This window comes from Vibrio sp. 1401 (assembly GCF_033340295.1).
This window is the reverse complement of sequence record NZ_JAWOWF010000003.1, coordinates 76,772-103,447: the sequence shown is the minus strand read 5'-3', so window position 1 is coordinate 103,447 and position 26,676 is coordinate 76,772. Positions and strand designations below refer to the sequence as shown.

Annotated in this window: 23 protein-coding genes and 1 tRNA gene; 17 read left to right on the top strand and 7 right to left on the bottom strand. The window is 44.2% G+C overall.

Translation table 11 applies throughout. The features are described 5' to 3' along the window. Window positions 1–48 precede the first annotated feature (48 nt). A complete protein-coding gene (uvrB, locus tag R7Z77_RS02755) occupies window positions 49–2,079 on the bottom strand; it encodes an excinuclease ABC subunit UvrB (RefSeq protein WP_017636056.1) in 2,031 nt (676 codons plus the stop codon). Between the two features lie 559 nt (window positions 2,080–2,638). On the opposite strand from uvrB, the gene R7Z77_RS02750 reads away from it, so the two are divergent. The 11 genes from R7Z77_RS02750 to R7Z77_RS02700 all read left to right on the top strand — a co-directional run bounded on the left by R7Z77_RS02750 (window position 2,639) and on the right by R7Z77_RS02700 (window position 13,838). Then, window positions 2,639–2,714, top strand: a tRNA-Asn gene (locus tag R7Z77_RS02750). A 351-nt stretch (window positions 2,715–3,065) separates the two neighbouring features. After that, complete coding sequence (gene pflB, locus R7Z77_RS02745) at window positions 3,066–5,363, top strand: formate C-acetyltransferase (protein WP_064354191.1); 2,298 nt, start codon at window positions 3,066–3,068, stop codon at window positions 5,361–5,363. Between the two features lie 305 nt (window positions 5,364–5,668). Continuing rightward, window positions 5,669–6,247, top strand: a complete 579-nt coding sequence (gene rsxA / locus R7Z77_RS02740) for an electron transport complex subunit RsxA (protein ID WP_042523119.1) — start codon at window positions 5,669–5,671, stop codon at window positions 6,245–6,247. Between the two features lie 3 nt (window positions 6,248–6,250). Then, window positions 6,251–6,847, top strand: coding sequence for an electron transport complex subunit RsxB (rsxB, locus tag R7Z77_RS02735; RefSeq protein WP_318136598.1), 597 nt, complete (start codon window positions 6,251–6,253; stop codon window positions 6,845–6,847). 8 nt (window positions 6,848–6,855) lie between these two features. After that, window positions 6,856–9,720 carry an electron transport complex subunit RsxC gene (gene rsxC, locus R7Z77_RS02730; protein WP_213967585.1) on the top strand — a complete coding sequence of 955 codons (2,865 nt, stop codon included), beginning with the start codon at window positions 6,856–6,858 and terminating at the stop codon, window positions 9,718–9,720. After that, the gene (rsxD, locus tag R7Z77_RS02725; RefSeq protein ID WP_318136597.1) at window positions 9,720–10,766 is read left to right on the top strand and encodes an electron transport complex subunit RsxD; all 1,047 of its coding nucleotides are present in this window, start codon (window positions 9,720–9,722) and stop codon (window positions 10,764–10,766) included. Before rsxC ends, rsxD begins: the two co-directional genes overlap by 1 nt. Window positions 10,767–10,773: 7 nt before the next feature. Further along, window positions 10,774–11,406 (top strand): electron transport complex subunit RsxG, encoded by a 633-nt coding sequence (gene rsxG / locus R7Z77_RS02720; protein WP_213967586.1) that lies wholly within the window; start codon window positions 10,774–10,776, stop codon window positions 11,404–11,406. After that, window positions 11,406–12,098, top strand: a complete 693-nt coding sequence (locus tag R7Z77_RS02715) for an electron transport complex subunit E (RefSeq protein ID WP_005384881.1) — start codon at window positions 11,406–11,408, stop codon at window positions 12,096–12,098. Before rsxG ends, R7Z77_RS02715 begins: the two co-directional genes overlap by 1 nt. 64 nt (window positions 12,099–12,162) lie before the next feature. Next, window positions 12,163–12,804 carry an endonuclease III gene (gene nth, locus R7Z77_RS02710; protein ID WP_318136596.1) on the top strand — a complete coding sequence of 214 codons (642 nt, stop codon included), beginning with the start codon at window positions 12,163–12,165 and terminating at the stop codon, window positions 12,802–12,804. A gap of 32 nt (window positions 12,805–12,836) precedes the next feature. Beyond that, the gene (gloA, locus tag R7Z77_RS02705) at window positions 12,837–13,253 is read left to right on the top strand and encodes a lactoylglutathione lyase (RefSeq protein ID WP_213967588.1); all 417 of its coding nucleotides are present in this window, start codon (window positions 12,837–12,839) and stop codon (window positions 13,251–13,253) included. Window positions 13,254–13,403: 150 nt separating this feature from the next. Further along, window positions 13,404–13,838, top strand: a complete 435-nt coding sequence (locus R7Z77_RS02700; protein WP_005384886.1) for a DUF2753 domain-containing protein — start codon at window positions 13,404–13,406, stop codon at window positions 13,836–13,838. Between the two features lie 120 nt (window positions 13,839–13,958). Here R7Z77_RS02700 and motY read toward each other — a convergent pair whose 3' ends face one another. Continuing rightward, window positions 13,959–14,840: a flagellar protein MotY gene (gene motY / locus R7Z77_RS02695; RefSeq protein WP_005384887.1), complete on the bottom strand. Its 882-nt coding sequence runs from the start codon at window positions 14,838–14,840 to the stop codon at window positions 13,959–13,961. Between the two features lie 341 nt (window positions 14,841–15,181). Here motY and rnt point away from each other — a divergent pair, with 341 nt between their 5' ends. Then, the gene (gene rnt, locus R7Z77_RS02690; protein ID WP_318136595.1) at window positions 15,182–15,826 is read left to right on the top strand and encodes a ribonuclease T; all 645 of its coding nucleotides are present in this window, start codon (window positions 15,182–15,184) and stop codon (window positions 15,824–15,826) included. A gap of 28 nt (window positions 15,827–15,854) precedes the next feature. Then, window positions 15,855–17,180 (top strand): Na+/H+ antiporter family protein, encoded by a 1,326-nt coding sequence (locus tag R7Z77_RS02685; RefSeq protein ID WP_017821192.1) that lies wholly within the window; start codon window positions 15,855–15,857, stop codon window positions 17,178–17,180. 78 nt (window positions 17,181–17,258) lie between these two features. Here the strand turns inward: R7Z77_RS02685 and R7Z77_RS02680 are convergent, their stop codons facing one another. The 4 genes from R7Z77_RS02680 to R7Z77_RS02665 all read right to left on the bottom strand — a co-directional run bounded on the left by R7Z77_RS02680 (window position 17,259) and on the right by R7Z77_RS02665 (window position 20,122). Further along, window positions 17,259–17,888, bottom strand: coding sequence for a DsbA family protein (locus R7Z77_RS02680; protein ID WP_213896241.1), 630 nt, complete (start codon window positions 17,886–17,888; stop codon window positions 17,259–17,261). Window positions 17,889–18,024: 136 nt separating this feature from the next. Continuing rightward, the gene (locus R7Z77_RS02675) at window positions 18,025–18,600 is read right to left on the bottom strand and encodes a hypothetical protein (RefSeq protein WP_064354204.1); all 576 of its coding nucleotides are present in this window, start codon (window positions 18,598–18,600) and stop codon (window positions 18,025–18,027) included. A 193-nt stretch (window positions 18,601–18,793) separates the two neighbouring features. Next, window positions 18,794–19,369, bottom strand: a complete 576-nt coding sequence (locus R7Z77_RS02670) for a hypothetical protein (protein WP_053349607.1) — start codon at window positions 19,367–19,369, stop codon at window positions 18,794–18,796. A gap of 417 nt (window positions 19,370–19,786) precedes the next feature. Next, on the bottom strand, window positions 19,787–20,122 hold the full coding sequence (locus R7Z77_RS02665) for a Grx4 family monothiol glutaredoxin (RefSeq protein ID WP_017635833.1): 336 nt from the start codon (window positions 20,120–20,122) through the stop codon (window positions 19,787–19,789). 285 nt (window positions 20,123–20,407) lie between these two features. Here R7Z77_RS02665 and sodB point away from each other — a divergent pair, with 285 nt between their 5' ends. The 3 genes from sodB (at window position 20,408) to R7Z77_RS02650 (ending at window position 22,530) form a co-directional block, all read left to right on the top strand. Continuing rightward, window positions 20,408–20,992 (top strand): superoxide dismutase [Fe], encoded by a 585-nt coding sequence (gene sodB / locus R7Z77_RS02660; protein WP_005396533.1) that lies wholly within the window; start codon window positions 20,408–20,410, stop codon window positions 20,990–20,992. A 156-nt stretch (window positions 20,993–21,148) separates the two neighbouring features. Next, the gene (locus R7Z77_RS02655) at window positions 21,149–21,652 is read left to right on the top strand and encodes a VC2046/SO_2500 family protein (RefSeq protein ID WP_064354205.1); all 504 of its coding nucleotides are present in this window, start codon (window positions 21,149–21,151) and stop codon (window positions 21,650–21,652) included. 134 nt (window positions 21,653–21,786) lie between these two features. After that, window positions 21,787–22,530, top strand: coding sequence for an SDR family oxidoreductase (locus R7Z77_RS02650; RefSeq protein ID WP_064354206.1), 744 nt, complete (start codon window positions 21,787–21,789; stop codon window positions 22,528–22,530). 143 nt (window positions 22,531–22,673) lie between these two features. Here the strand turns inward: R7Z77_RS02650 and adhE are convergent, their stop codons facing one another. Beyond that, a complete protein-coding gene (gene adhE / locus R7Z77_RS02645) occupies window positions 22,674–25,376 on the bottom strand; it encodes a bifunctional acetaldehyde-CoA/alcohol dehydrogenase (RefSeq protein ID WP_005380731.1) in 2,703 nt (900 codons plus the stop codon). A 650-nt stretch (window positions 25,377–26,026) separates the two neighbouring features. On the opposite strand from adhE, the gene R7Z77_RS02640 reads away from it, so the two are divergent. Then, a complete protein-coding gene (locus R7Z77_RS02640; RefSeq protein ID WP_005380729.1) occupies window positions 26,027–26,665 on the top strand; it encodes a YchE family NAAT transporter in 639 nt (212 codons plus the stop codon). Window positions 26,666–26,676 lie beyond the last annotated feature (11 nt).

Sequence of the window (26,676 nt, the reverse complement as noted above, 5' to 3'; positions counted from 1 at the left end):
TTTTACAAGCGACCTAAAATGCTTGGATAGTTAAATCGGTAAGTTTGTTCAACTATTTGCGATGAACTGCGCTCGTAGTTTTTCAATCTCATCACGCTTTTGTGCCGCTAACTCAAATTCTAAATCTTGCGCATGCTGATACATCGCTGCCTCCAGTCGACTGATTTCTTTTTCTAGCTGCTGAGGGGACAGTGCCTCGTAAGTTTGCGAAGGCTCCGCCACTTTCGATAATGGTACCTGTTTAGTGTTACGCTGGCGTTTAGACTTAGTGATATCGCCAAGTTCCATGATGTCTTTGATATTTCGTTTGAGCGCTTGTGGCGAAATACCCATTTCTTCGTTGTACGCTTCCTGCTTCTCGCGACGACGGTTAGTTTCATCCATCGCCTTTTTCATTGAGTTGGTGATTCGGTCAGCGTATAAAATCGCCTTACCTTCGATGTTTCGTGCAGCACGACCAATGGTCTGAATGAGTGAGCGTTCAGACCGCAAGAAGCCCTCTTTATCCGCATCCAAAATTGCAACTAACGAGACCTCTGGCATATCCAGGCCCTCTCTCAATAAGTTTATTCCCACCAGCACGTCAAATTCCCCAAGACGAAGGTCACGGATAATTTCCACACGCTCAACAGTATCAATGTCTGAGTGTAAATAACGTACCTTAACATCATGTTCGTGAAGGTATTCGGTGAGATCTTCAGCCATTCGTTTGGTCAGTGTTGTAACCAGAACTCGTTCATCTTTAGCTGCGCGAATACGGATCTCAGACAATAGGTCGTCGACTTGGGTCGCTACTGGGCGAACTTCCAACTCAGGGTCAAGCAAGCCTGTAGGACGAACGACTTGATCCGCTACATCACCCGCCGATTTTTCTAGTTCGTAATTTCCAGGAGTAGCAGAGACGAAAATCGTTTGTGGCGCTAGTGCTTCAAACTCCTCAAACTTCAGTGGACGATTATCCAAAGCTGAAGGTAACCGGAAACCAAACTCCACCAGCGTTTCTTTACGCGAACGGTCGCCTTTATACATGGCACCTATCTGCGGTACTGTCACGTGAGATTCATCGATGATCAACAAGCCATCATGAGGTAAGTAGTCAAACAGGGTTGGTGGCGGCTCACCTTCCGAGCGTCCACTGAGATAACGAGAATAGTTTTCGATACCGGAGCAAAAGCCCAACTCATTCATCATTTCGATATCGAATTGAGTGCGCTGGCTAATTCGCTGCTCTTCCAGTAGCTTGTTGTTATCTAGAAGCTGCTTTTTGCGCACTTCTAGTTCGACTTTAATATTTTCAATCGCTTCAAGAATGCGATCTCTTGGCGTCACATAGTGCGTCTTGGGATAGATGGTATAGCGCGGCAAGTCTCGTTGTTTCACCACGCCTGTCAATGGATCGAACACACTGATGCAATCCACCTCATCGTCAAACATCTCAACGCGCACAGCGTCTTGGTCTGATTCAGCAGGGAATATATCAATCACCTCGCCACGGACACGGAACTGCCCCCGCTCAAAAGCAACATCATTGCGCGAGTATTGGAGCTCCGCTAGGCGACGAAGCATATCACGCTGATCAATCACATCTCCACGTCGCAAATGAAGCATCATTTGTAAGTAGGATTCCGGATCACCCAAACCATAGATAGCTGAAACCGAAGCAACGATAATAGCGTCTTTCCGTTCCAATAAAGCTTTAGTGGCAGACAGTCGCATTTGCTCAATGTGGGCGTTAACCGAAGCGTCCTTTTCAATGAAAGTATCTGTTGTGGGAACATATGCTTCAGGTTGGTAGTAATCATAGTAAGAAACAAAATACTCAACCGCATTATTAGGAAAGAATGACTTCATCTCACCATATAACTGAGCAGCAAGCGTTTTGTTTGGCGCAAGTAATATTGCAGGTCGTTGGGCTTGAGCAATCACATTCGCTAGTGTGAAGGTTTTACCTGAGCCTGTGACCCCCAACAATGTTTGATGTGCTAGCCCAGCATCGAGCCCCTCAAGCAACTGATTGATCGCTCCTGGTTGATCGCCCGACGGCTGATAATCGGAGACCAATTCATAGACTTTACTCATACCCTTCCTCAATTTTACTGCGCTAAGGCTGTATATATATACACCTTAGCTAATGAAATCTACGTCTATCGAGAATTTACCCATCATTGTTAATAAATTTTCTTGTTTGTCTAGAATGCTATAGCCATACAAAAGTGACTCTGATATAGTACTTCGCCCTAGTTGAAGAGCTACACACATTCTTCACATTATAGTTTCCACAACTTTTCCCCAAAAATTAGCTTAAAACTTTCTTATCCCCAAAAGATTGATTTTTATCCACTTTGAATACCTTTTGATTAACATCGATAAATCTCTGTTTTATTTGCTTATTTTACGCATAATTCCGACTAAAAATTCATTAAATAAAAGCTTAGTTGCATATCAATTTTCTTTACCCAGATCTCATCAACATACTTATCCACAAATTTAGTGGATAACTAACCTCGAGCCTTTACTGGCAAGCCATACAGAAAAGTAAAGCCCTTAACTCAATATTTTTTGCTAAAAATGTATTTTTTTACTGTTGACAGTAGTTTGAGTGCTCGGTAAGATTCGTCCCGCTTTCAAGCAAAGCAATTCCTCCTTAGCTCAGTTGGTAGAGCGACGGACTGTTAATCCGCAGGTCGCTGGTTCGAGCCCAGCAGGAGGAGCCAGATTATAGAAAAGCCGTGTCGCAAGACACGGCTTTTTTTGTATCTTAATCGCCAGGAAATCTAAGCCAATCTAGGCGCCATAAAATCACACCGAAATAAGTTCAAATTACAGAACTCATAACATTGTCATAGATAGTGTTCTCACAGTACCACACATTTAATTCTGTCTCTTTCCTAGCAAAAAACAATCATAACTAATTGAATCTATTATTAATGCAATTTAATCATTGAAAAAATGAAAAGCATTCATTTTACTCATAATAAATAAATCCATACGATTAAAAGGGTTAAGAATGGTTCCGTCCTACTCGTCGCCTCCATTCTAATTATCAATAACTTAGGGATTTACTTATGACTATTCCGACAACTGACATGCTAGATGCATGGGCTGGATTTACTGCTGGTGAATGGCAAAACTCTGTCAACACTCGTGACTTCATCCAAAAAAACTATACACCCTATGAGGGAGACGAGTCTTTCTTAGCCGAGGTTAGCAAATCCACTTCAGCATTATGGAACCAAGTGCTTGAAGGCATAAAACAAGAAAGCCGCACACACGCCCCTATTGATTTTGACACAGACTTGCCCTCAACAATCACTTCCCACGATGCAGGCTACATCAACAAAGATCTGGAAAAGATCGTTGGCTTACAAACTGATCAACCGCTAAAACGTGCAATCATCGCCAATGGCGGGATTCGCATGGTAAAAAACTCGTGCGAAGTTTATGGCCGCGAACTGGATCCAACGGTTGAAAAGATCTTCACTGAATACCGTAAAACTCACAACAAAGCGTGTTTCGACCTTTACACCAAAGAAATTCTAGCCTGTCGTAAATCCGGTATCATCACGGGCCTTCCTGATGCCTATGGCCGTGGTCGTATCATTGGTGACTATCGCCGTCTCGCCCTATACGGTATCGACTTCTTAAAAGCAGACAAAAAAGAACAATACAACTCAACACAAACGTTCTTAGAACAAGGCAACGATCTTGAGAAAACACTTCGTCTTCGCGAAGAAATAGCCGATCAAGTTCAAGCGCTTGAAGACATTCGTCAAATGGGTCTGAAATACGGCATTGATATGTCGCTACCTGCTAAAACAGCACAAGAAGCGATCCAATTTACCTACTTTGGCTACCTAGCGGCGGTTAAATCGCAAAACGGCGCAGCAATGTCACTGGGCCGTACTTCGACTTTCCTAGACGTCTATCTAGAACGCGATATCGCAAACGGTTTGATTGATGAATCACAAGCGCAAGAAATGATTGACCACTTCATCATGAAGCTACGGATGGTTCGCTTCCTACGCACACCAGAATACGATTCATTGTTCTCTGGCGACCCAATCTGGGCGACAGAAGCCATGGCAGGTATGGGTGTTGATGGCCGTACGCTAGTATCTAAAACGACATTCCGATACTTACATACGCTACATACTATGGGCCCTGCTCCTGAGCCAAACATGACGATTCTTTGGTCAGAGCAATTACCTGAAGCGTTCAAACAATATGCTGCAAAAGTGTCGATTGATACCTCTTCGGTTCAATACGAAAACGACGATCTAATGCGTCCTGATTTCGACAATGACGACTACGCGATTGCCTGTTGTGTGAGCCCGCAGGTTGTTGGTCAGCACATGCAATTCTTTGGTGCACGTGCCAACCTTGCAAAAGCATTGCTTTACACCATCAATGGTGGTATCGATGAAAAATCGAAAGCGCAAGTGGGTCCGGTAGTGGACAAAGTTCAAGATGAAATTCTCGACTTTGACGCTTTGATGCCTCGTTTCGACAATATGTTGGAGTGGCTAGCAACGCAATACGTCACAGCGTTGAACATCATCCATTACTCACATGACCGTTACAGCTACGAAGCATCACTGATGGCATTGATGGATCGCGACGTGCACCGCACCATGGCGTGTGGTATTGCAGGTCTGTCTGTTGTCGCTGACTCTTTGGCGGCAATTAAATACGCGACCGTGAAACCTGTTCGTGATGAAGATGGCATCGCCGTTGATTTTGAAATCGAAGGTGATTATCCAAAATTTGGTAACAATGATGCCCGTGTTGATGACATCTCTTGTGATCTGGTTGAGCGCTTCATGAAGAAAATTCAGAAGATGCACACCTACCGCGAAGCAGTGCCAACTCAATCGATCCTAACGATCACATCTAACGTGGTTTACGGCAAAAAAACGGGTAATACACCAGATGGCCGTCGCGCAGGTATGCCTTTTGGGCCGGGTGCAAACCCAATGCACGGTCGTGATGAAAAAGGGGCGGTTGCGTCTTTGGCATCGGTATCTAAACTGCCGTTTGCTTACGCGAAAGATGGTATTTCTTACACCTTCTCAATTGTGCCTAACGCACTGGGTAAAGATGAATTAAGTCAGAAGAAAAACCTAGCCGCGCTAATGGATGGTTACTTCCATCACGAAGCAAGCAACGAGGGCATTGCGATTGAAGGTGGTCAACACCTTAACGTCAACGTTCTGGACCGAGAGATGTTATTGGATGCGGTTGAACATCCAGAGAAATACCCTCAGTTGACGATTCGAGTGTCTGGTTATGCGGTACGTTTTAACTCTCTAACGACAGAGCAACAGCAAGACGTCATCACTCGTACCTTCACAAGTAAGATATAAACACAGTCCATCAAGCACTCAGAAAGTTTAAATAATTAGCTTGTAAATATGCGTTGCCCGCCTCTCTTTTCTACCTGGAAGAGGCGGGCTTTTTTTAAAATCACACATTAGATGAAAATTAATAGGTAGTATCCTCTCGCTAACAATACATTCAGCAAACGATTCAATTTCTTATTGATTCATCAAAATAGATCAAATAGACGACTATTTTTCCATCGTGTATGTAAAACCACATCGTTCACTGGTTGTTATTGGTGTCACAAAACACGATAATATCAAGATCGGATTTTAAGAACGTAATAACTATGACCGAATATATTTTGTTGTTGGTCGGCACTGTGCTGGTGAACAACTTTGTACTGGTGAAGTTTTTGGGCCTATGTCCTTTCATGGGCGTGTCCAAAAAACTGGAAACAGCAATAGGTATGGGCTTAGCGACAACTTTTGTGCTAACGCTCGCGTCAGTGTGTGCGTATTTAGTGGAAAGCTACATCCTTCGTCCACTGGGTATTGAGTACCTTCGAACCATGAGTTTTATTTTGGTGATAGCCGTTGTGGTGCAGTTCACCGAAATGGTTGTGCACAAAACCAGCCCGACGCTTTATCGCTTGCTTGGCATTTTCTTACCGCTGATCACAACAAACTGCGCAGTATTGGGCGTGGCACTTCTTAACATTAATGAAAACCATAACTTTATTGAATCGATCATCTACGGCTTCGGCGCCGCTGTTGGTTTCTCATTGGTGTTGATACTTTTTGCATCCATGCGAGAGCGCATAGCCGCCGCCGACGTTCCTGTACCTTTTAAAGGTGCATCAATAGCAATGATTACAGCAGGTTTAATGTCACTCGCCTTTATGGGCTTTACAGGTTTGGTGAAGTAAGCGATGAGTACGATTTTAATTGCGATTATCGCGTTAGCGGTTCTGGCTGCGATTTTCGGCGCGATACTTGGTTTTGCTTCTATTCGCTTTAAAGTTGAAGCGGACCCTATTGTGGATCAAATCGACGCCATTTTACCGCAAACTCAATGCGGTCAATGTGGCTACCCTGGTTGCCGTCCTTATGCTGAAGCAATTGCAAATGGCGATCACATCAACAAATGTCCCCCTGGAGGCCAGGCAACAATCGAAAAGCTCGCCGACTTAATGGGTGTTGAGCCAGAAGAATCTGCGCACGATCTCGACAGCAAAATTCCAACCGTTGCGTTTATTCATGAAGACATGTGTATTGGCTGCACTAAGTGTATTCAGGCGTGTCCGGTGGATGCAATTGTAGGCGGAACAAAGGCGGTCCATACCGTAATCAAAGACGAATGTACGGGCTGTGACTTGTGTGTTGACCCATGTCCGACTGATTGTATTGAAATGATTCCTGTGGCAACGACCACAGAAAGCTGGAAGTGGCAACTTCACTCCATTCCAGTACTTAACATTACGGATGCTGCCGACAATGCAGCGAACGTGAAAGATTCAATTAAGTAAGGTTTCACATGTTGTCTTTGATTGAACAAATTCGTACAGGCGCGCTTTGGGATTTCCCAGGTGGTGTGCATCCGGCAGAAAATAAAAAGCAGTCCAACAAAACTGAACTCGCTCATGCGGCTATCCCGTCAGAAATTGTATTGCCGCTAAAACAGCACATTGGTAAAGCGGGTAACCTACTGGTTGCCGAAGGTGACTACGTATTAAAAGGTCAGCCATTAACGCAATCGGAGACCGGCTTTACGGTTCCAGTGCATGCTCCAACATCCGGTACGCTCACCGCGATTGAGCCACGAACTGTCGCGCACCCTTCTGGGTTAAGTGAGTTGTGCGCAGTCATCACGCCTGATGGGAAAGATGCGTGGTGTGAGAGAAAACCCGTCGCAGATTACCAACAAGAAACCCCTGACGCACTGATTGATATTATTCGTCTCGCTGGTATTTCTGGTATGGGTGGCGCAGGCTTCCCTACTGCAAAAAAAATCCAATCAGGTTTTGCTCGTACCGAGATTCTTATCGTTAATGCAGCAGAGTGCGAGCCATACATCACGTCTGATGACAAGCTCATGCAAGAACATGCCGAAGAGCTTATTCAAGGTATCGAAATTGTCGAACATATCCTGACACCAAAGCTCACGATTATTGGCATTGAAGACAACAAGCCAGAAGCAATCAAAGCGCTAGAAGCTGCGGCTATAAACAAAGATATCGTTATTCGCGTTATCCCGACTAAATACCCTTCTGGCGGTGAAAAACAGCTGATCAAAATTTTAACCAATAAAGAAGTACCAAGTGGCGCGATTCCAGCCGATATTGGTATTTTGGTTCAGAATGTTGGTTCTCTTTACGCTATAAAACGCGCAGTCATCGACGGTGAACCGATGATAAAGCGCATCGTGACTCTCACTGGTAAAACCTTCAAACAACCACGCAACGTTTGGGCATTGTTAGGGACACCAGTACAAGCACTGTTGGATGAGTTTGGCTATAAAGCAGATAAGAAGTTACAGCGTTTAATTATGGGTGGGCCAATGATGGGCTTTACCCTTCCTCACTCCCAAGTGCCGATTACCAAGACAGCAAACTGTATCCTTGCTCCGACTCGTCGTGAGATCTCTCCGCACCAGTATGAGATGGAATGTATTCGCTGTAGCCAATGTGCAGAAGCGTGCCCTGCTTCGCTGCTGCCTCAACAACTGCAATGGCATGCGAAAGCTGAAGAGTATGACAAACTCGAAGAATTAAACTTAAAGGATTGTATCGAGTGCGGCGCTTGTGCGTTTGTATGTCCAAGTGAAATTCCGCTTGTACAGTACTACCGCCAAGCGAAAGCAGAAATTAGAACTAGAACACAAGAAGCGGAAGCTGCAGAGCGAGCAAAACTGCGTTTTGAAGAGAAAAAAGCGCGTATGGAACGCGAAAAAGCAGAACGTGAAAATCGCTTCAAGAAAGCTGCCGATCAACGCCGAAAAGAGATGAAGTCTTCTGGTAGCGATGATGCGATAGCAGCAGCGATCGCACGAGTGAAAGCTCAAAAGACAGAAACCACTGAAAAAGCAGAGCCAGCAGTAAAACCAGCCGTAGCGGCAGCCATTGCCAAAGCGAAGGCTAAACAAGCGGCAGCAGCTAAAGCAGGCTCTAGTGAACCTGATAACTCAGAAATGGCAAAACTGCGCGAAGAACGCAAACGTCTTGCTCGCGAACGTAAAGCGCAAAAAGAACAAGGCGAAACGCCAGACAATAACGCTGATGATAAAAAATCGGCAGTTGCGGCCGCCATCGCCCGAGCTAAAGCGAAAAAAGCACAACAAGAAGATTCAACTGAATCTGTAGAATCGGAAACGTCTGCGCAGCAAGACGGCGATCCGAAAAAAGCCGCGGTTGCTGCTGCCATTGCACGTGCCAAAGCACGTAAAGCGAAGCAAGCAGACTCAACTGAAGCGGAAGAAGCTGACGCACCTGCTGAGCAAACCGACGATCCGAAAAAAGCCGCGGTTGCTGCTGCCATTGCACGTGCCAAAGCACGCAAAGCGAAGCAAGCAGACTCAACTGAAGCGGAAGAAGCTGAAGCACCTGCTGAGCAAACCGACGATCCGAAAAAAGCCGCAGTTGCCGCTGCAATTGCTCGAGCCAAAGCGCGCAAAGCGAAGCAAGCAGACTCAACCGAAGCGGAAGAAGCTGACGCACCTGCCGAGCAAACCGACGATCCGAAAAAAGCCGCAGTTGCCGCTGCAATTGCTCGAGCCAAAGCGCGAAAAGCGAAGCAAGCAGACTCAACTGAAGCGGAAGAAGCTAAAGCACCTGCTGAGCAAACCGACGATCCGAAGAAAGCCGCAGTGGCTGCTGCCATTGCACGTGCCAAAGCGCGTAAAGCGAAACAAGCAGACTCAACTGAAGCGGAAGAAGCTGACGCACCTGCCGAGCAAACCGAAGATCCGAAGAAAGCTGCCGTGGCTGCTGCCATCGCTCGAGCCAAAGCGCGCAAAGCGAAGCAAGAAACGCAAACTGAGCCTGTTGAAGACGCAACTTCTGAAGAACCAGAAGTGGATCCGAAAAAAGCCGCGGTTGCCGCAGCAATTGCACGCGCGAAGGCTCGTAAAGCGAAACAAGCAGACTCAACTGAAGCGGAAGAAGCTGAAGCACCTGCCGAGCAAACCGAAGATCCGAAAAAAGCCGCCGTGGCAGCTGCCATTGCACGTGCCAAAGCGCGCAAAGCGAAGCAAGAAACGCAAACAGAGCCTGTTGAAGAAGCAGCTTCCGAAGAACCAGAAGAGGATCCGAAGAAAGCCGCGGTTGCCGCAGCAATTGCGCGCGCGAAGGCACGCAAAGCGCAACAAGAAGCTAATAAAAATAATACTGAGGAGAACGAGTAGTGTCGTTTTTTATTGCCAGTTCACCGCATACCCACAGTCGTCGTAGTACGCCAGACTTAATGAAATGGGTGGCACTTTGCGCACTTCCAGGTTTAGTAGCTCAAACCTACTTCTTTGGCTGGGGTACGCTTATTCAACTGATTTTTGCCATTGCAGTCGCTGTATCCCTTGAAGCCTTAGTCATGATCTGTCGTAAACGCTCACCAATGAGAGCGCTACGTGATAACAGTGCAATAGTTACCGCTTGGTTGTTAGCCGTTGCTATACCACCATGGTCTCCGTGGTGGATTATGGTGATCGGGCTTATTTTTGCGATAGTAATCGCTAAACACCTCTATGGTGGCCTTGGACAAAACTTATTCAACCCTGCAATGGTCGCTTATGTGGTCTTGTTGATCTCTTTCCCAGTACAAATGACGAGTTGGAGTGCACCGACATCACTCATACCTGATCATGTAAATTTTGCAGATACACTCTCTTTAATTTTTACGGGCTATGATTACGACGGCTTATCACTTCAGCAAGTTCGCTCAGGAGTTGAGGGCGTGACAATGGCGACACCACTTGATGCATTTAAGACTGGCATTCTTACAGGTGCCACTCCAAGCGAAGTAATGTCGCAGCCAATATTTGATGGCTTAGGTGGTATTGGTTGGCAATGGGTAAACCTTGCTTACCTTCTTGGCGGCATAGTCATGATCAAAAAGCGTATCATCCAATGGTATATTCCAGCAGGTTTCCTTGCGAGTCTGACTCTGTTTAGCCTAGTGTTCACGTTGCTGACGCCAGGGGAAACTGCGTCGCCAGTTTTACACTTGTTATCTGGTGCAACCATGCTTGGCGCATTCTTTATTGCAACCGATCCCGTTTCGGCGTCTACCACCGTCAAAGGACGTTTAATCTTCGGTGCGCTTATTGGTGCTTTGGTTTTTATCATTCGCAGTTGGGGCGGTTTCCCAGATGGTGTTGCATTTGCAGTGTTGCTTGCAAATATGTGTGTGCCACTGATCGATTACTACACCAAACCTAGAACTTACGGTCACTGAGGTAAACATGTTAACCGCTATTAGAAAAAATGGTCTGACACTCGCGATATTTGCATGTGCAACAACCGGATTAGTCGCCCTTACTCAGTACCTAACAAAAGACCAAATCAAGGAACAAGAGCAAAAACAATTACTTTCTGTTTTGAATCAAGTCATTCCAGAAAACATGCATGACAACGCACTCACACAAGCTTGTACAATGGTCACGTCTCCAGATCTGGGGACATTACGTGCGATGCCAGCCTACCTCGCCACGAAGAATGGTGAACCAACAGCAATCGCAATAGAATCTATCGCGCCAGATGGCTACAATGGTGAGATAAAAGTGATTACTGGGATTGATAATCAGGGCAATATTTTGGGGACACGCGTCCTAAACCACCAAGAAACCCCTGGTCTGGGCGATAAAATCGATCTTCGTGTCACCGACTGGATCCTGAGCTTTACGGGCAAACAAGTCACGGAAAGTAACTGGAACTCATGGAAAGTTCGTAAAGATGGTGGTGATTTCGATCAATTTACTGGTGCAACGATCACGCCTAGAGCCGTCGTAAAAGTGGTGCGAAATACCGTTAACTACGTAAACCAATCTCGTGAAGACATTCTTAGCCAGCCTTTGGGCTGTGAAGGAGAGCAGTAATGAGTGAAAATAAATTGCTGATGAAAAACGGTATGTGGAGCAATAACCCTGCTCTCGTACAGCTGCTGGGTCTGTGTCCACTACTAGCGGTTTCTTCCACGATAACCAATGCATTAGGTCTTGGTATTGCAACCTTACTCGTGCTAGTTGGATCCAACGTAACAGTTTCTCTTATTCGTAACTATGTGCCAAAAGAGATCCGTATACCTGTATTCGTTATGATCATTGCCTCACTCGTTACCTGCGTTCAGTTGTTAATGAATGCCTATGCGTACGGTTTGTACCTGTCTCTAGGTATCTTTATTCCTCTGATTGTAACGAACTGCATTATTATTGGCCGAGCAGAAGCTTACGCGTCAAAAAATGATGTTGCACCCGCTGCGCTAGATGGTTTGTGGATGGGCCTTGGTATGACGAGCGTCTTGGTTGTTTTAGGTGCCATGCGCGAATTGATTGGTAATGGCACACTATTCGACGGAGCAGACCTTCTCCTAGGAGACTGGGCTTCAGCTCTACGGATTCAAGTTTTCCAATTTGACAATAGCTTCCTGTTAGCGCTTCTCCCACCTGGTGCATTTATCGGTGTTGGGCTGTTGATAGCGCTCAAAAATGTCATAGATAATTCAATTCAGGCACGTCAACCAAAAGAAGAAAAACCAACCATAGAACGTGCTCGCGTCACTAACGCATAACAAGATAAGGCTCTGTCATAGGAGCCTTTTTCATAAACCGCAGAGACGGTATTGGAAGTCAGCAATGAACAAAATAAAAAGAATCGAAATTCTTGAGCGATTACGAGAAAACAATCCGAATCCTCAAACTGAGCTTAACTGGAGCTCCCCTTTTGAGCTGCTAATCGCTGTATTACTATCAGCTCAAGCAACCGATGTAAGCGTCAATAAAGCCACCGACAAGCTTTTCCCTGTAGCGAATACACCTCAAAGCATTCTTGATTTGGGAGTCGATGGCTTAAAAGAATACATAAAGACCATCGGTTTGTTTAACTCAAAGGCAGAAAACACAATCAAGACTTGTAAGATCTTGTTGGAAAAACACAATGGTGAAGTTCCTGAAGATCGTGCCGCGTTAGAAGCGCTATCAGGCGTAGGTCGCAAGACCGCAAACGTCGTGCTCAACACCGCTTTTGGTTGGCCAACTATTGCCGTCGATACGCACATTTATCGCGTGTCGAATCGCACTAAATTTGCGATGGGAAAAACGGTTGATGATGTCGAGCAGAAGCTATTAAAAGTTGTGCCAAAAGAGTTCAAACTCGATGTGCACCACTGGCTCATTCTTCATGGTCGTTATACGTGCGTAGCAAGAAAGCCTCGCTGCGGTAACTGTATTATCGAAGATTTGTGCGAATATAAAGAGAAAGTATACCCAGATAGCTAATGCTATTTGTAAATCAAAGCTAGGAGCAAAAAATGTCAAACGGTCGAATTCTCCACACTATGCTTCGCGTAGGTGATCTAGACAAATCCATCAAGTTTTACACTGAAGTTATGGGCATGCAGCTGCTTCGTACTAACGAAAATAAAGAGTACGAATACACGCTAGCGTTTCTTGGTTATGGTGACGAATCCCAAGGTGCAGTGATCGAACTGACTTACAACTGGTGTAAAACTGAGTATGACCTAGGTACTGCTTTTGGTCATATCGCCATTGGTGTTGATGATATCTACACAACTTGCGACGCTATCAAAGCGGCGGGCGGTAATGTGACGCGTGAGCCAGGTCCAGTAAAAGGCGGAAGCACGCACATTGCATTCGTAAAAGACCCAGATGGTTATATGATTGAGCTTATTCAAAACAAGCAAGCTTCATCAGGTCTTGAAGGCTAAGCGGCACTTCTAATAATCACTTGTACTGCAAGTTGAACTCCGATTACAGGCAGGTCTGCGATCTGCCTGTCCTTTTATAAACAAAACCCTTTACTTGATAATAGTTATCGTTTAGATTTATCCGCAACTTCGATATGCGGGATTACGATAATGATCAGTGAATGGGAAAAACACACACTTCTAGCCGATACGGCACTTCAACTAGATGACCCTGTTCGCAGCATTCTTCATTACCAGCAAGCCCTAAGCCTGAGTGAAGATATCAGCGAATGTGTGGAAATTGAGGCGGACGAGCGATTATTAATTTCTGTGATTTCTTGTCATAACTTAGCTCAGTTCTGGCGTTGGGCTGGAGATACTGACTATGAACTCAAATACCTTCAACTGGCCTCTGAGAAGGTCTTAACACTTATCCCACAATGCCCAAATAAAGAGTGTGCAAGCTTTATCGACTCGATAGGATGCTGTACTAAGGCGTTGATAGACTTTATGAAGCGTCACCCTAATCCGGCTATTGCCAAACAGGTTGAAAAAATCGATACCGCCACCAATTGCGAAGTCATTGCCAAATTCCGCTTAAACTAACATTCAAATTATACAGCAGGAATCACCGAAACGTGCTTGGCAAAATACCACTAAAATATTATTAACAACGTCAGTAAATCAAAAATGCCGAAGCTTTCAGCTTCGGCGTTTTTATATGCATCACACTTGGGTTCGCCCTAGAGATATCACGACTCGGCGGTTTTTGTCTTTTCCTATTGGCGAACCGTTATCTGCAATAGGACGACGCTTGCCGTACCCTTGCACTTGAATTCGATCTTCCGGTAGCCCTAGAGACTGAAAATAGTCACGAAGTGACTCTGCACGTCGCTCTGATAAACTTTGACTCGCACTTTTACCATCGGTTGAATCTGTGTACGTCGCCACCAGCACGAGATCGATATCTTGATTATGTCGGATATAATCTGCAATTTGTGATAAACGCTTTTTAGAAGCCTTGGTTAACTGATCACCTTGTCTTTCGTAGTGCAAAATCGTAAAAGCAATGTCCTCAAAACTATATTTCAATAAGTTGGAAATACAGTCGCTAAACGCGTTGTACTTGTTTTGAAATAGTACTGATGACAATGCGACTTCAATTCTCTGATCTCGGCTCTGCCAATCTTGGTAACTAAAAGTCGGATAACGGCCTTTTTCCAGCTCAGACAAAATGCCCCATGCTGTTTGCCCTCCGACATAACCATCAAACTGTTTAAAAAACTTTAAGTTTGTAATTCGATCGGCGTGTTCACCTGGTCGCCAAGGTGGCGGCATAGAAATGAGACTGACGTTACGTGTTTCTCCCATCGGGCGACGCATTTTTAACTCAAAGTCTAAATTGATTTTTTTATTTGCACGAGATGAAAATACCGCATCTCCAAAGCTTGGAATGGGGTGTACAAGCTGACATTCTAATGGTGTATTGACCACCATTTCCCATTGAGATTGCTGTGGAGTTGCAGCATAACGTTTGCCCATCAAAGCGAAGCTGCTTGTGCTAAACAACGAAAATACAACACCACTGGTAATCAGCCATTTCTTCATCTAATACTGTCTCTTAAACGGCAGTCTGTTGCCGTCAATTTGCATCAATAAAACCACTTCAACCGGCATGCAAAAATCTCGCCAATATAGGGTTATCTGTCACACTGCCATTAATGTGAGCCACCGTGTTCCAATCACCTTAACCGCCACTTAGCGTTTTACTTCCTCATGTTTTATCGGTTTACATGATGCAAAGTATGGCGAATAAACGTCTACATAATATGCAATACAAACTTATTGATTGGATGCAAAATAGAATTCCGGTTTTCTCTTAAATTGCGGTTTTTCTCATCGGTATAATCTGCAATAATGCAGCCTTCGTCACACAAAAATAAGCCAACATGACACTAGAAAATGAAGCTCTAACCTTGAAAAAACGCTTTCGTGGTTATTTCCCTGTGGTAGTAGACGTTGAGACCGCTGGTTTCAATGCTCAAACTGATGCACTTTTAGAAATCTGTGCCGTTACGTTGAAAATGGACGAACATGGCGTGTTGCATCCGGCCTCCACCATTCATTTTCATGTGGAGCCATTTGAAGGCGCTAACTTAGAAAAAGAAGCGCTTGAATTCAATGGTATTCGTGACCCTTTCAGCCCTCTTCGTGGTGCTGTTTCTGAGCAAGAGGCGCTAAAGGAAATTTATAAGCTTATTCGCAAAGAACAAAAAGCCGCAGATTGCTCACGTGCAATTATGGTTGCTCATAACGCAGCATTCGACTTGGGTTTTGTAAATGCAGCAAATGAACGCTGTAAACTAAAAAGAGTCCCTTTTCATCCCTTTGCTACTTTTGATACGGCTACATTAAGTGGCCTTGCTTATGGCCAAACAGTTCTCGCTAAAGCATGCAAAACAGCCGGGATAGAATTTGATAACCGTGAAGCACACTCTGCGCTTTACGATACACAAAAAACAGCAGAATTATTCTGCGGTATTGTCAACAAATGGAAGGCCCTCGGCGGTTGGCCGCTTGTCGACGAAGAATAATAAGTAAACACAACATATTAGGAAAAGTATGAATCCTGTCGTTATATCAGTGTGCGTCATGCTCGTGTTAGCATTGATGCGCGTAAACGTGGTGGTTGCCCTCACGTTTAGTGCCATCGTAGGCGGCCTAGTCGCAGGCATGAGCCTTGGGGATACGGTTGCCGCATTTGAAAGTGGTCTAGGTGGCGGTGCAACTATCGCGCTAAGCTACGCCATGTTAGGTACTTTCGCTGTTGCCATCTCGAAATCAGGCATCACGGATCTACTGGCCAAAAGTGTTATCAAGCGCTTAAATGGTAAAGAAAACTCCGCTTCCACTACTGGCTTAAAGTACGCCGTGTTGGTGGCGTTAGTGCTTGTCACGATGTCATCTCAGAACGTAATTCCGGTCCATATCGCCTTTATTCCAATTTTGATTCCACCTCTTTTGGGCGTATTCGCGAAACTTAAGCTCGACCGACGTTTGGTCGCGTGTGTTCTTACCTTCGGTTTGATCACACCTTACATGATCTTACCTGTTGGTTTCGGCGGTATTTTCTTAAACAACATTCTATTAAAGAACCTACATGACAACGGTTTGGAAAACGTGGTTGCAAGCCAAGTCCCAACCGCCATGTTACTGCCAGGTGCAGGCATGCTGTTTGGTCTATTACTGGCTATCTTTGTTAGCTATCGTAAACCGCGTGTCTACAAAGAAACTGAGTTGACTGTCGTTGACGAAACCGATCATGTCATCAATAAAAAGCACATCTTAGTTGCGGCACTTGGTATTGTCGCTGCATTGGGTGTTCAGCTTTACACGGGTTCAATGATTATCGGTGCTCTAGCTGGCTTTATGGTGTTTACTTTCGGCGGCGTTATTGCATGGAAAGAGACGCACGACGTGTTCACTAAAGGTGTACACATGATGGCAATGATTGGCTTCATCATGATTGCAGCGGCAGGTTTTGCAGCAGTAATGAAGCAAACTGGCGGTGTTGAAACACTAGTACAATCGCTATCAACCAGCATCGGTGACAATAAGCCTTTAGCTGCACTACTGATGCTGATCGTTGGTCTGTTGGTAACAATGGGCATTGGTTCATCGTTCTCTACGATTCCAATCCTTGCAACTATCTATGTGCCTCTTGCGCTAGCATTCGGCTTCTCGCCGATGGCAACGATTGCACTGGTAGGTACTGCGGCTGCGTTAGGTGATGCAGGCTCTCCAGCTTCTGACTCTACATTAGGCCCTACATCTGGTCTAAATGCCGACGGTCAACATGAGCACATTTGGGAAACAGTCGTTCCAACCTTTATCCATTACAATATCCCTCTAATCATCTTTGGTTGGATTGCAGCAATGGTGCTTTAATACTATTGCTTGGATGGATATACATTTAGTTACGAAAAAGCCGCTCAATGAGCGGCTTTTTGTTATTCATAACTGTGGTTATTGCGCTGGCATATTGTCAATAATACGCTCACGAATCAGCTTCAAGGTTGCTTCTGTCGACAGGTAATCGATGGCAATCGGAAAATAAGCGTCGTTAATTTTAAGAACCAAGCTAGGGTAAGAGTTCACACCTAGGCTCTTTGCAAGGCTCAATTGATCTTCGAACACACCCTCTAAGAAAGAGCCATCCATGTCATTCTTGAATTGCTGAACATTCAAGCCAATTTCTCTCGCTAGTTGCAAGTGAGTGGCTTCTTCATGAGGAGGCATCGCACGTAAGTAATACGCATGCTGAATCGCTTCTAGCATCTGCTCATAAGAGTCTTGAAAGCCCGCTGCAATAACCGCACGACAAGATTGGTAAGTGCTTCTAACTGGCGTACAAAGCTTCCAGAAATCGTAGTTAAACTTAGTGCCTAACTGGCGCTCAATCTGCTTCCAAATACCTTCGAGTTTTTGTTGCATCTCGGGCGGCATCGGTAAATTAGTATCTGGCGCAAGACCACCAACCACATACTCAAACTGAATCACACCTGGCAGTTGCTGTTTTAGTTTATCCAGCGTTGGTTTGTAACCCCAACACCAACTGCACATTGGGTCATGCACGTAGTAAAGCTTTATATCCACTTTAATAATTAAACCTTTAAAATCATTTCAAAATCTCAGAGTAATTATACAGTCTCATAAGTTGAAAAACTGCTGTATCTTAATAATTCGCTCTAAAGCCAGTCTATACGAGGCGTGTTAAGTTTCATTGTAGATCTTAGGTTAGATAAACAAGTCTGTCAGCTGAGAACTCTAGCCCACCTAGCTCATTTTGTTCGCACAAACTCTTAAAATGTTCAGTACAATACAGAAAGCTCGCTCCTAGCATCTTTGACTTGAAAACAACCTTTTCTGCAACGTCGCTTTCATTAAATACTAACACCTCTACACCTGCTAAGCTGCCATATTCAATTTTTTGGACGCACTTATCTTCATCTTCTTGCCCAAACTCCAACGGTGTATACAGGTACCATTCCTCTCCTTTATAACGAATCGATAAGAACTCGCCTACTTTGCTCAATGGCTCTTTTAAAGATGCATAAGCTTTAGGGGAAAGCACTAAGAAAACCCGTAACCATAAACTGATATCAGGAAGTAATGAGTCTTTCTTGAGAACATCTTCAAACTCAATATCTACTTCACCCCATATACTTTTGAAAGAAAAGTTTTCTAATGGCTGCACAACGATTTTTTCTATTAAATCAATGTCACCTAACTGCCTAGCTACAGAACTAAGCGTAGTGCTCACGATTTTATATTCATTGTGACAGTCGAAAATTTTATAAACCGTCATTAATCTATCAACTCCTCATGTTTTACTACCAGGTGCTACCTATGGGTAAGTTACTTTTCAAATCATTCTTCATGAAGGAAACAGGCCTAAAAAAGCTGCGTTTTAGAGGAGAAAGCTAATTTTCTCGTCGACCATTACAGTGCTTCCAAACCCCAGTATCAGAGAAATAGTATTTTCATATTAATAAAAATCACTAATTAAATGGGTCTGTCAAATTAGAAGAAAACATGATGCCATTGAGCTGATTTTGTTCACACAAAGCCTTAAACTTATCTGTACAGTACAAGGTGCCCGCTCCTTCTAGCCGAGACTTGAAAACCATTTTGTCTTTAACATCATCGTCAATAAAAACAAGGGTATCTAACCCATCTCGGCTCCCATATGCGATTTTTTCTACGCACTTTCTCTTGTTTTCTTGTCCAAAAGTCAGTGATGCATATAAATACCATTGCCCACCTTGGTAGTTAGCAGGTAAAAACTCTCCGTGTTCAGTTAGATAAGCATTCAATATTTCATATGCCCTCGGAGATAAAACAAGATATGTTCGCGCCCACAAACTAATATCAGGCAATAGAGAATTGTACTTAAATACATCTTGAAACTTTACCTCCACAGGCTTCCAAATATCTTGCAGAGATTGATTTTTAATTGCCTGTAACAAGATCCTCTCAAAATAGTCGAAGTCACCTAACTGGCTAGCGATTTCATCGGGACCAGAGCAGATCGTTTGAAATTCTCTTAAATTATCTATTATCTTGTAAACTGTCATAATCCTTCCAAAACTTGATTTTTAGCGTCCAATGCCGATTTATGATGGGGCTTACTCTTCGAGTGCATTTTGTACCGAAATAAGTTGGCCTCAAAATTCTGGGGGACTCAAATTGCCTTTAGTGTAATTCCTTAACCAAATACCATTTGTAGCAACTCCCTTGTCAAGACCTGTAAGCAATGATGTTTGAAAACGACTTTACGAAATAGATGGCGGCATACATCGTAATTACGCGCCAAAATGCATTAAAATGCATATTGAAGTTTTTGTATACACTAGGCGGAATTTACATGGCTTCGCGAGGTTTACGAGATAGGCAGTCAGAACAAAGCTTTATGTTCATTCCACTAACCTAAAAAGAAAAAGGAGCCAGTACGGCTCCTTCGTATTCTATCGCTAAATGTGAGTATTTACGAATTACTCAGCTTGATCTTCAGCGCGCGCTGCTGCTTCTTTGATTAGAGGCTGCAGTTCACCTTTTTGGAACATTTCTAGAATAATGTCACAACCGCCGATAAGCTCACCTTCAACCCATAGTTGAGGGAAAGTTGGCCATTGCGCGTACTTTGGTAACTCAGCACGGATATCTGGGTTTTGCAGAATGTCTACGTAAGCGAACTTCTCACCACATGCCATTAGTGCCTGTGACGCTTGAGAAGAGAAACCACAGCTAGGTAGTTTCGGTGATCCTTTCATGTACAGCAGGATTGAGTTTTCAGAGATCTGCTGTTTGATTTTGTCGATAGTTTCCATCGCTTCCTCATTCATGGGTTTGAACTTTATTTATTTGCCACATTCTACTCAATAACGACAGAATAAAAACCATATAATTAATAAGGCTTAATTTTAGGTTGCTCATTGGCGAGCAATGCAGCACTTCACCACTGCTAACCTCTTAAAATATTTTCATATCGGGGTTTTAATAAAGTAAAAACTTGCTAAAATACTTAGCAAGTCAGCCTTAAAGGCGACATAGCTATAAAAAAACACTGGAAGCAATCGAAAGGTCATCCTTTCAAATCAATGGAGAATCGAGTAATGGCATTTGAACTACCAGCTCTTCCTTACGCGAAAGACGCACTAGAACCACACATCTCAGCAGAGACTCTAGACTACCACCACGGTAAGCACCACAACACTTACGTTGTTAAGCTTAACGGTCTTATCCCTGGTACTGAGTTCGAAGGCAAAACTCTAGAAGAGATCATCAAGACTTCTACTGGTGGCGTATTCAACAACGCAGCGCAAATCTGGAACCACACGTTCTACTGGCACTGTCTTGCTCCAAATGCGGGCGGCGAGCCAACTGGCGCAGTTGCAGACGCAATCAACGCAGCATTCGGTTCTTTTGAAGAATTCAAAGCGAAGTTTACTGATTCAGCAATCAACAACTTCGGTTCTTCATGGACTTGGCTTGTTAAGAAAGCTGATGGCTCTCTAGAGATCGTTAACACTTCTAACGCTGCTACTCCTCTAACAGAAGAAGGTACAACACCACTTCTAACTGTTGACCTATGGGAACACGCGTACTACATCGATTACCGCAACGTACGTCCTGATTACATGAACGGCTTCTGGGCTCTAGTAAACTGGGACTTCGTAGCTGAGAACCTAGCGAAGTAATATACTTCCCCCCCTAAGTTCAATTTAGTCTTATTCAAAAGCTCGCTATTTAGCGGGCTTTTTTGTTTCGCCTTCCCTAGCACCTTTAAATAATTCCCTCTTTTACTAAAGTTTTTCTTATCCACGCCGTTAAAAGAGCATCGAGCGAGGAACATCATGCAAATTCATACGTTAGACAAAGCTGCAATTATCAACGAAATTCAGTTCGGCAACGGTATCAACCATGCTGTTCACGAAGGTCGTCGTGCCGATTTTTCGCTGATTCTGTCTATGTTCTCTAATGATGTTCGCGATGTGGTCCCAGTTGAAGAGGTCCAGGAAGTCATCACCAGTGACAGTATTCTTCGCCAACAATTGGGTTTATCGCAACCTCAAGCTCTTCGTTCTGATAGCAGCAGCTATGAACTCGCAGCTGAACAAGCGAAACAGTTTCACGATGCAGGATTGCCTTCCGCAAAGCTGAGCCATTACCTAAAACCAGATGCGCTGACTTACCTGCCTGAAGACACATTCAACCTACCAGAGGAGGTTTATCACAACCTATCTGGTCATGAGCGACGCAGATTGGGCGAACGCAACAAACAACTGATCCCAGATGCTGGGCTATATAATCAGCTAGTGACGGCTCAACGTCAGCATCAAATTCAAGCTAAAGCATAGAGATCCGCTTTTTATCCAATAGCTTGCAATACCTACACGTCAGAAATGTGACATCTTACAAATTACCGCACAATAGTCCTCACTCGAAAGCGTTAGTTTGAAGCCTTTCACACTGAACCCAACGAATTTCAACCATGCTATTAGCACAAACCACTGGTGTATTGTTTTTCACATATGGATACAGTGAAGGTGCTATGGATATCAAAGAATCAATTATTCTCGTCACGTCTGCAGGTTCGGTTATAGGAAGAACCTGTGCAAATCACTTTGCTCACCTTGGAGCAACGTTGATTCTTTGTGACCAAAATTCTAGCGCTTTGAGAGCGAGCTATGAGCAAATCAACGCTTTCACTGACAAAGTGTATGCGATGAATGTGTGTAGTGATAACACAACGTCCATTAACTTATTGTTTGACCAGATAGAATCACAGCTACGTGCGACACCAGATGTGATTGTTAATTGCTGGACCAGCTCCCCTATGCCTGGCTTAATGGCGCCAGAACCAATGAGTACTTACATTGATCACTTGTCGTCTGCGGCACGCTTCCTTTATACCTACGGCCAAGTAGGAGCAGAGCGCTTTCGAGCCAGAAACAAGAAAGGCGTCATTGTTAACGTCATTTCTCATGACAACCATGAAGACTTTACGGGAGTTGAAAGCATGGCGGCGTTGGTGTCAGGTTTTACTCACAGCTGGGCAAAAGAACTCACACCATTCAACATTCGAGTGGGCGGCGTTATTCCCTCGGTAAATCATACAAAAGAAGAGCTCAACGAGAGGCACTGGGCTGAGATCCAAGACGAACTAGTCCGCAACACAGCATACATCGTCGCGAATGAATACTTCAGTGGCCGAGTAGTTGCGACCGAAGTGTAAGCATACACAGCAACTCTGTTTTCCCAAGCCAGATGTAACTCCTGCACCAAAATAAAAAAAGCCCCAGTCATTTGACTGGGGCTTTAACCTTTTCCCGATTAAGGTTTCGTGCTAGCGAAAACCTTGCTCACTCGATTTTTTAATTACGCGTCAGCTTTTTCTTTCTTTGCTTTAGGTGCTGCTTTTGCTGCTTCTTGGTCTGCTTTCTTCTTGATAACAGTTGTACCTTCGAAAGTTTCGCCTTCAACAAATGCTTTACCGTAGTAAGAAGCCATCAACACATCTTTAAGTTCACTGATTAGAGGGTAACGTGGGTTCGCACCAGTACATTGGTCATCGAACGCTTCTACCGCTAGCTCATCCAGTTTCGCTACGAAATCTGATTCAGCAACACCTGCCGCTTGGATAGACATTGGGATGTCTAGGTTAACTTTTAGTTCATCCAACCATGCTAGTAGACGTTCAATCTTCTGAGCAGTACGGTCACCTTCTTGGCTTAGGCCTAGGTGGTCAGCAACTTCAGCGTAACGACGACGTGCTTGTGGACGGTCGTATTGAGAGAACGCAGTTTGTTTAGTTGGATTGTCGTTCGCGTTGTAACGTACCACGTTAGAGATAAGTAGTGCGTTAGCTAGGCCGTGTGGCAAGTGGAACTCAGCACCCAGTTTGTGAGCCATTGAGTGACAAACACCTAGGAATGCGTTCGCAAATGCAACACCAGCGATAGTAGCTGCGTTGTGTACTTTCTCACGAGCGATTGGGTCATTTGCACCGTTCGCATAGCTTGATGGTAGGTACTCTTTTAGCATCTTAAGTGCTTGAAGAGCTTGGCCATCTGAGTATTCGTTAGCAAGAACAGAAACGTAAGCTTCTAGAGCGTGAGTTACTGCATCGTAACCACCAAATGCTGTTAGAGACTTAGGCATGTTCATTACTAGATTCGCATCAACGATTGCCATGTTTGGCGTGATTTCGTAGTCAGCTAGTGGGTATTTAGCACCAGTCTTGTCGTCAGTAACAACCGCGAATGGAGTAACTTCTGAACCAGTACCTGAAGTTGTAGTGATACATACAAGCTCAGCTTTTTTACCCATTTTAGGGAACTTGTAGATACGTTTACGGATGTCCATAAAGCGCATTGCTAGTTCTTCAAAGTGAGTTTCTGGGTGCTCGTACATTACCCACATGATTTTCGCTGCATCCATTGGTGAACCACCGCCTAGCGCTAGGATAACGTCAGGTTGGTAGCTAGCCATTTGAGCCGCACCTTTCTCTACTACAGACAGTGTTGGGTCAGCTTCAACATCGAAGAATGTTTGAACTTCCATGCCTTGAGCTTTTAGTAGGCTTACTACGTCATCTGCGTAACCGTTGTTGAATAGGAAACGGTCAGTTACTAGGAATGCACGTTTCTTACCTTCTAGGTCGCCCAGCGCGATTGGAAGGCTACCACGACGGAAGTAGATTGACTTAGGTAGTTTATGCCACAACATGTTTTCAGCTCGCTTCGCTACAGTTTTCTTGTTGATTAGGTGTTTAGGACCTACGTTCTCAGAGATAGAGTTACCACCCCAAGAACCACAACCTAGCGTTAGAGATGGCGCAACGTTGAAGTTGTACAAGTCACCGATACCGCCGTGAGTAGTCGGGATGTTGATTAGGATACGAGCTGTCTTCATCTTGTCACCGAAGTAACGGATACGGTCAGCGTTAGTATCTTGGTTAGTGTAAAGACCAGATGTGTGGCCGATACCACCAATCTCAACCATAGTTACCGCTTGAGCAACCGCGTCTTCGAAGTTGTCAGCACGGAATAGACCTAGAGTTGGAGATAGTTTCTCGTGAGCGAATGCGTCATCGTGAGATACTTTGCCCAGACCTTCACCAACAAGAACTTTAGTGTCTGCTGGAACTTTAACGCCTGCCATTTCAGCGATTGCTGCTGCTGGCTGACCTACGATTTTCGCGTTTAGCGCGCCATCGATAAGAAGCACTTTACGAACTTTATCAGCTTCTGCTTTGCTTAGTACGTAAGCTTTGTGAGAAGCAAAACGCTCTTTCACTTCGTCGTATACTTCGTCAACTACGATTGCAGCCTGCTCAGAAGCACATACTACACCGTTGTCGAAAGTCTTAGACATAAGGATAGAAGCAACAGCACGTTTGATGTCTGCTGTTTCATCGATAACAACAGGAACGTTACCTGCACCTACACCGATTGCTGGCTTACCAGAAGAGTAAGCGGCTTTAACCATGCCTGGACCACCAGTTGCAAGGATAAGAGCGATGTCATCGTGTTTCATTAGAGCGTTTGAAAGCTCAACAGAAGGCTGGTCGATCCAACCGATGATGTCTTTTGGTGCGCCTGCTGCTACTGCTGCATCTAGAACGAGTTTAGCTGCATCGTTAGTTGAGTTTTTCGCACGTGGGTGTGGTGAGAAGATGATACCGTTACGAGTCTTCAAAGAGATTAGAGATTTGAAGATCGCTGTAGAAGTTGGGTTAGTCGTTGGTACGATACCGCAGATGATGCCTACAGGCTCAGCGATAGTCATAGTACCTAGGTTGTCATCTTCTTCTAAGATGCCACACGTTTGTTCGTCTTTGTATTTGTTGTAGATAAACTCAGAAGCGAAGTGGTTCTTGATTACTTTATCTTCAACAATACCCATACCAGATTCTTCTACCGCTTGTTGAGCTAGCGGGATACGGGCCTGGTTAGCTGCAAGCGATGCTGCACGAAAGATTTTATCTACTTGCTCTTGAGAGTAAGTAGCGAACTCTTCTTGCGCTTTCTTAACGCGAGCAACCATTGCATCTAGTTCAGCCATATTAGTTACAGGCATAGGGAATCTCCTAAAATTAACAAATATTAAAAACTTTTTACTAAGGCTATTACTTATCGTTTTTACTGTTTATCAGTCACTTAGAAAACAAACGTCTTAGTAAATTGCTTTCAGGACTGAGTATAATATTTCAGAGTGTGAAAAAAATTGACTTGGATCAGTTCTCACCACCTAAATACTACCAAAGTGGTGCCTCATCACACCAAAATGACATAAATAATTGATAAACAAATAAATTAACTTTCATTTTTTATTGAGTAAAAAAGAAGCAAATGGACAAATAAATAAAAGAAACTACAACAACCTGTAAAAAAGTTTCATTTTTGACCAACAAAATTACATGTAGGACCAATTCTTTGTGCTACTGAGAGTATATCGAACCGAATACATCTCTCTACAAACCACCTTGGTTTTTATCAAAAATGTGCGAATGTTAACGTTTATGTAAAACAGTGCAATTTATCAGCAACTTTATACGTAACATTTCCTTTCCAGATTAGATACAGTTTATTAAAGAATTAGTTTTTCTCACTTAAATGGCAGGGAATGCGTTAGTTTTTTTCATTTCTTACAACCTAACTTTTGCCTTACATTACGCCCAAATTACCCCTTCTCCTTTTCACTAATGTGAACTTTGATGAGTAAGCAACATGCAAACTTTTGAACTTGCTATCTTCTTGCAGTTTTTTCTCGGTTTGGTTGCCGCAGTAAACCCTGTTGGTATCATGCCTGTGTTTGTGTCACTAACCGGGCATATGACACCAGACGAAAAGCGCAATACGGCAACAACAGCAAATGTGGCTGTTGCGATCATCCTGATCATTTCGCTTTTTGCTGGTCAGTTACTGTTAGACATGTTCAGTATTTCTCTGGATTCGTTTCGTGTCGCTGGCGGGTTGCTATTACTTAGCATCGCATTCTCGATGATGAGCGGTAAACTGGGGGAAGATAAGCAGAACAAACAAGAGAAAACGGAATACGTCAGTCGTGAACAGATTGGTGTGGTCCCTCTTGCAATGCCTTTAATGGCAGGGCCTGGTGCAATCAGTTCGACTATTGTTTATGGTGCACGCTACCCAAGCATGTTCGATACCGTGGGCATTAGTATTACGATTGGTTTGTTCTGCCTTTGTTCATGGCTATTGTTCCGCTCTGCCCCATTGATCGTACGATTTTTAGGTCAAACTGGAATCAACGTCATTACTCGTATCATGGGTTTGATATTGGGCGCGCTTGGCATAGAGTTTATTGCGAATGGCTTACGCAACTTATTTCCAGGATTAGCCTGAGTTTCTATAAA

Bases quoted from the DNA above. Each gene is read 5' to 3' on its own strand.
- uvrB (WP_017636056.1), bottom strand. From the start codon at position 2,079: ATGAGTAAAGTCTATGAATTGGTCTCCGATTATCAGCCGTCGGGCGAT.
- pflB (WP_064354191.1), top strand. From the start codon at position 3,066: ATGACTATTCCGACAACTGACATGCTAGATGCATGGGCTGGATTTACT.
- rsxA (WP_042523119.1), top strand. From the start codon at position 5,669: ATGACCGAATATATTTTGTTGTTGGTCGGCACTGTGCTGGTGAACAAC.
- rsxB (WP_318136598.1), top strand. From the start codon at position 6,251: ATGAGTACGATTTTAATTGCGATTATCGCGTTAGCGGTTCTGGCTGCG.
- rsxC (WP_213967585.1), top strand. From the start codon at position 6,856: ATGTTGTCTTTGATTGAACAAATTCGTACAGGCGCGCTTTGGGATTTC.
- rsxG (WP_213967586.1), top strand. From the start codon at position 10,774: ATGTTAACCGCTATTAGAAAAAATGGTCTGACACTCGCGATATTTGCA.
- R7Z77_RS02715 (WP_005384881.1), top strand. From the start codon at position 11,406: ATGAGTGAAAATAAATTGCTGATGAAAAACGGTATGTGGAGCAATAAC.
- nth (WP_318136596.1), top strand. From the start codon at position 12,163: ATGAACAAAATAAAAAGAATCGAAATTCTTGAGCGATTACGAGAAAAC.
- gloA (WP_213967588.1), top strand. From the start codon at position 12,837: ATGTCAAACGGTCGAATTCTCCACACTATGCTTCGCGTAGGTGATCTA.
- R7Z77_RS02700 (WP_005384886.1), top strand. From the start codon at position 13,404: ATGATCAGTGAATGGGAAAAACACACACTTCTAGCCGATACGGCACTT.
- motY (WP_005384887.1), bottom strand. From the start codon at position 14,840: ATGAAGAAATGGCTGATTACCAGTGGTGTTGTATTTTCGTTGTTTAGC.
- rnt (WP_318136595.1), top strand. From the start codon at position 15,182: ATGACACTAGAAAATGAAGCTCTAACCTTGAAAAAACGCTTTCGTGGT.
- R7Z77_RS02685 (WP_017821192.1), top strand. From the start codon at position 15,855: ATGAATCCTGTCGTTATATCAGTGTGCGTCATGCTCGTGTTAGCATTG.
- R7Z77_RS02675 (WP_064354204.1), bottom strand. From the start codon at position 18,600: ATGACGGTTTATAAAATTTTCGACTGTCACAATGAATATAAAATCGTG.
- R7Z77_RS02670 (WP_053349607.1), bottom strand. From the start codon at position 19,369: ATGACAGTTTACAAGATAATAGATAATTTAAGAGAATTTCAAACGATC.
- R7Z77_RS02665 (WP_017635833.1), bottom strand. From the start codon at position 20,122: ATGGAAACTATCGACAAAATCAAACAGCAGATCTCTGAAAACTCAATC.
- sodB (WP_005396533.1), top strand. From the start codon at position 20,408: ATGGCATTTGAACTACCAGCTCTTCCTTACGCGAAAGACGCACTAGAA.
- R7Z77_RS02655 (WP_064354205.1), top strand. From the start codon at position 21,149: ATGCAAATTCATACGTTAGACAAAGCTGCAATTATCAACGAAATTCAG.
- R7Z77_RS02650 (WP_064354206.1), top strand. From the start codon at position 21,787: ATGCTATTAGCACAAACCACTGGTGTATTGTTTTTCACATATGGATAC.
- adhE (WP_005380731.1), bottom strand. From the start codon at position 25,376: ATGCCTGTAACTAATATGGCTGAACTAGATGCAATGGTTGCTCGCGTT.
- R7Z77_RS02640 (WP_005380729.1), top strand. From the start codon at position 26,027: ATGCAAACTTTTGAACTTGCTATCTTCTTGCAGTTTTTTCTCGGTTTG.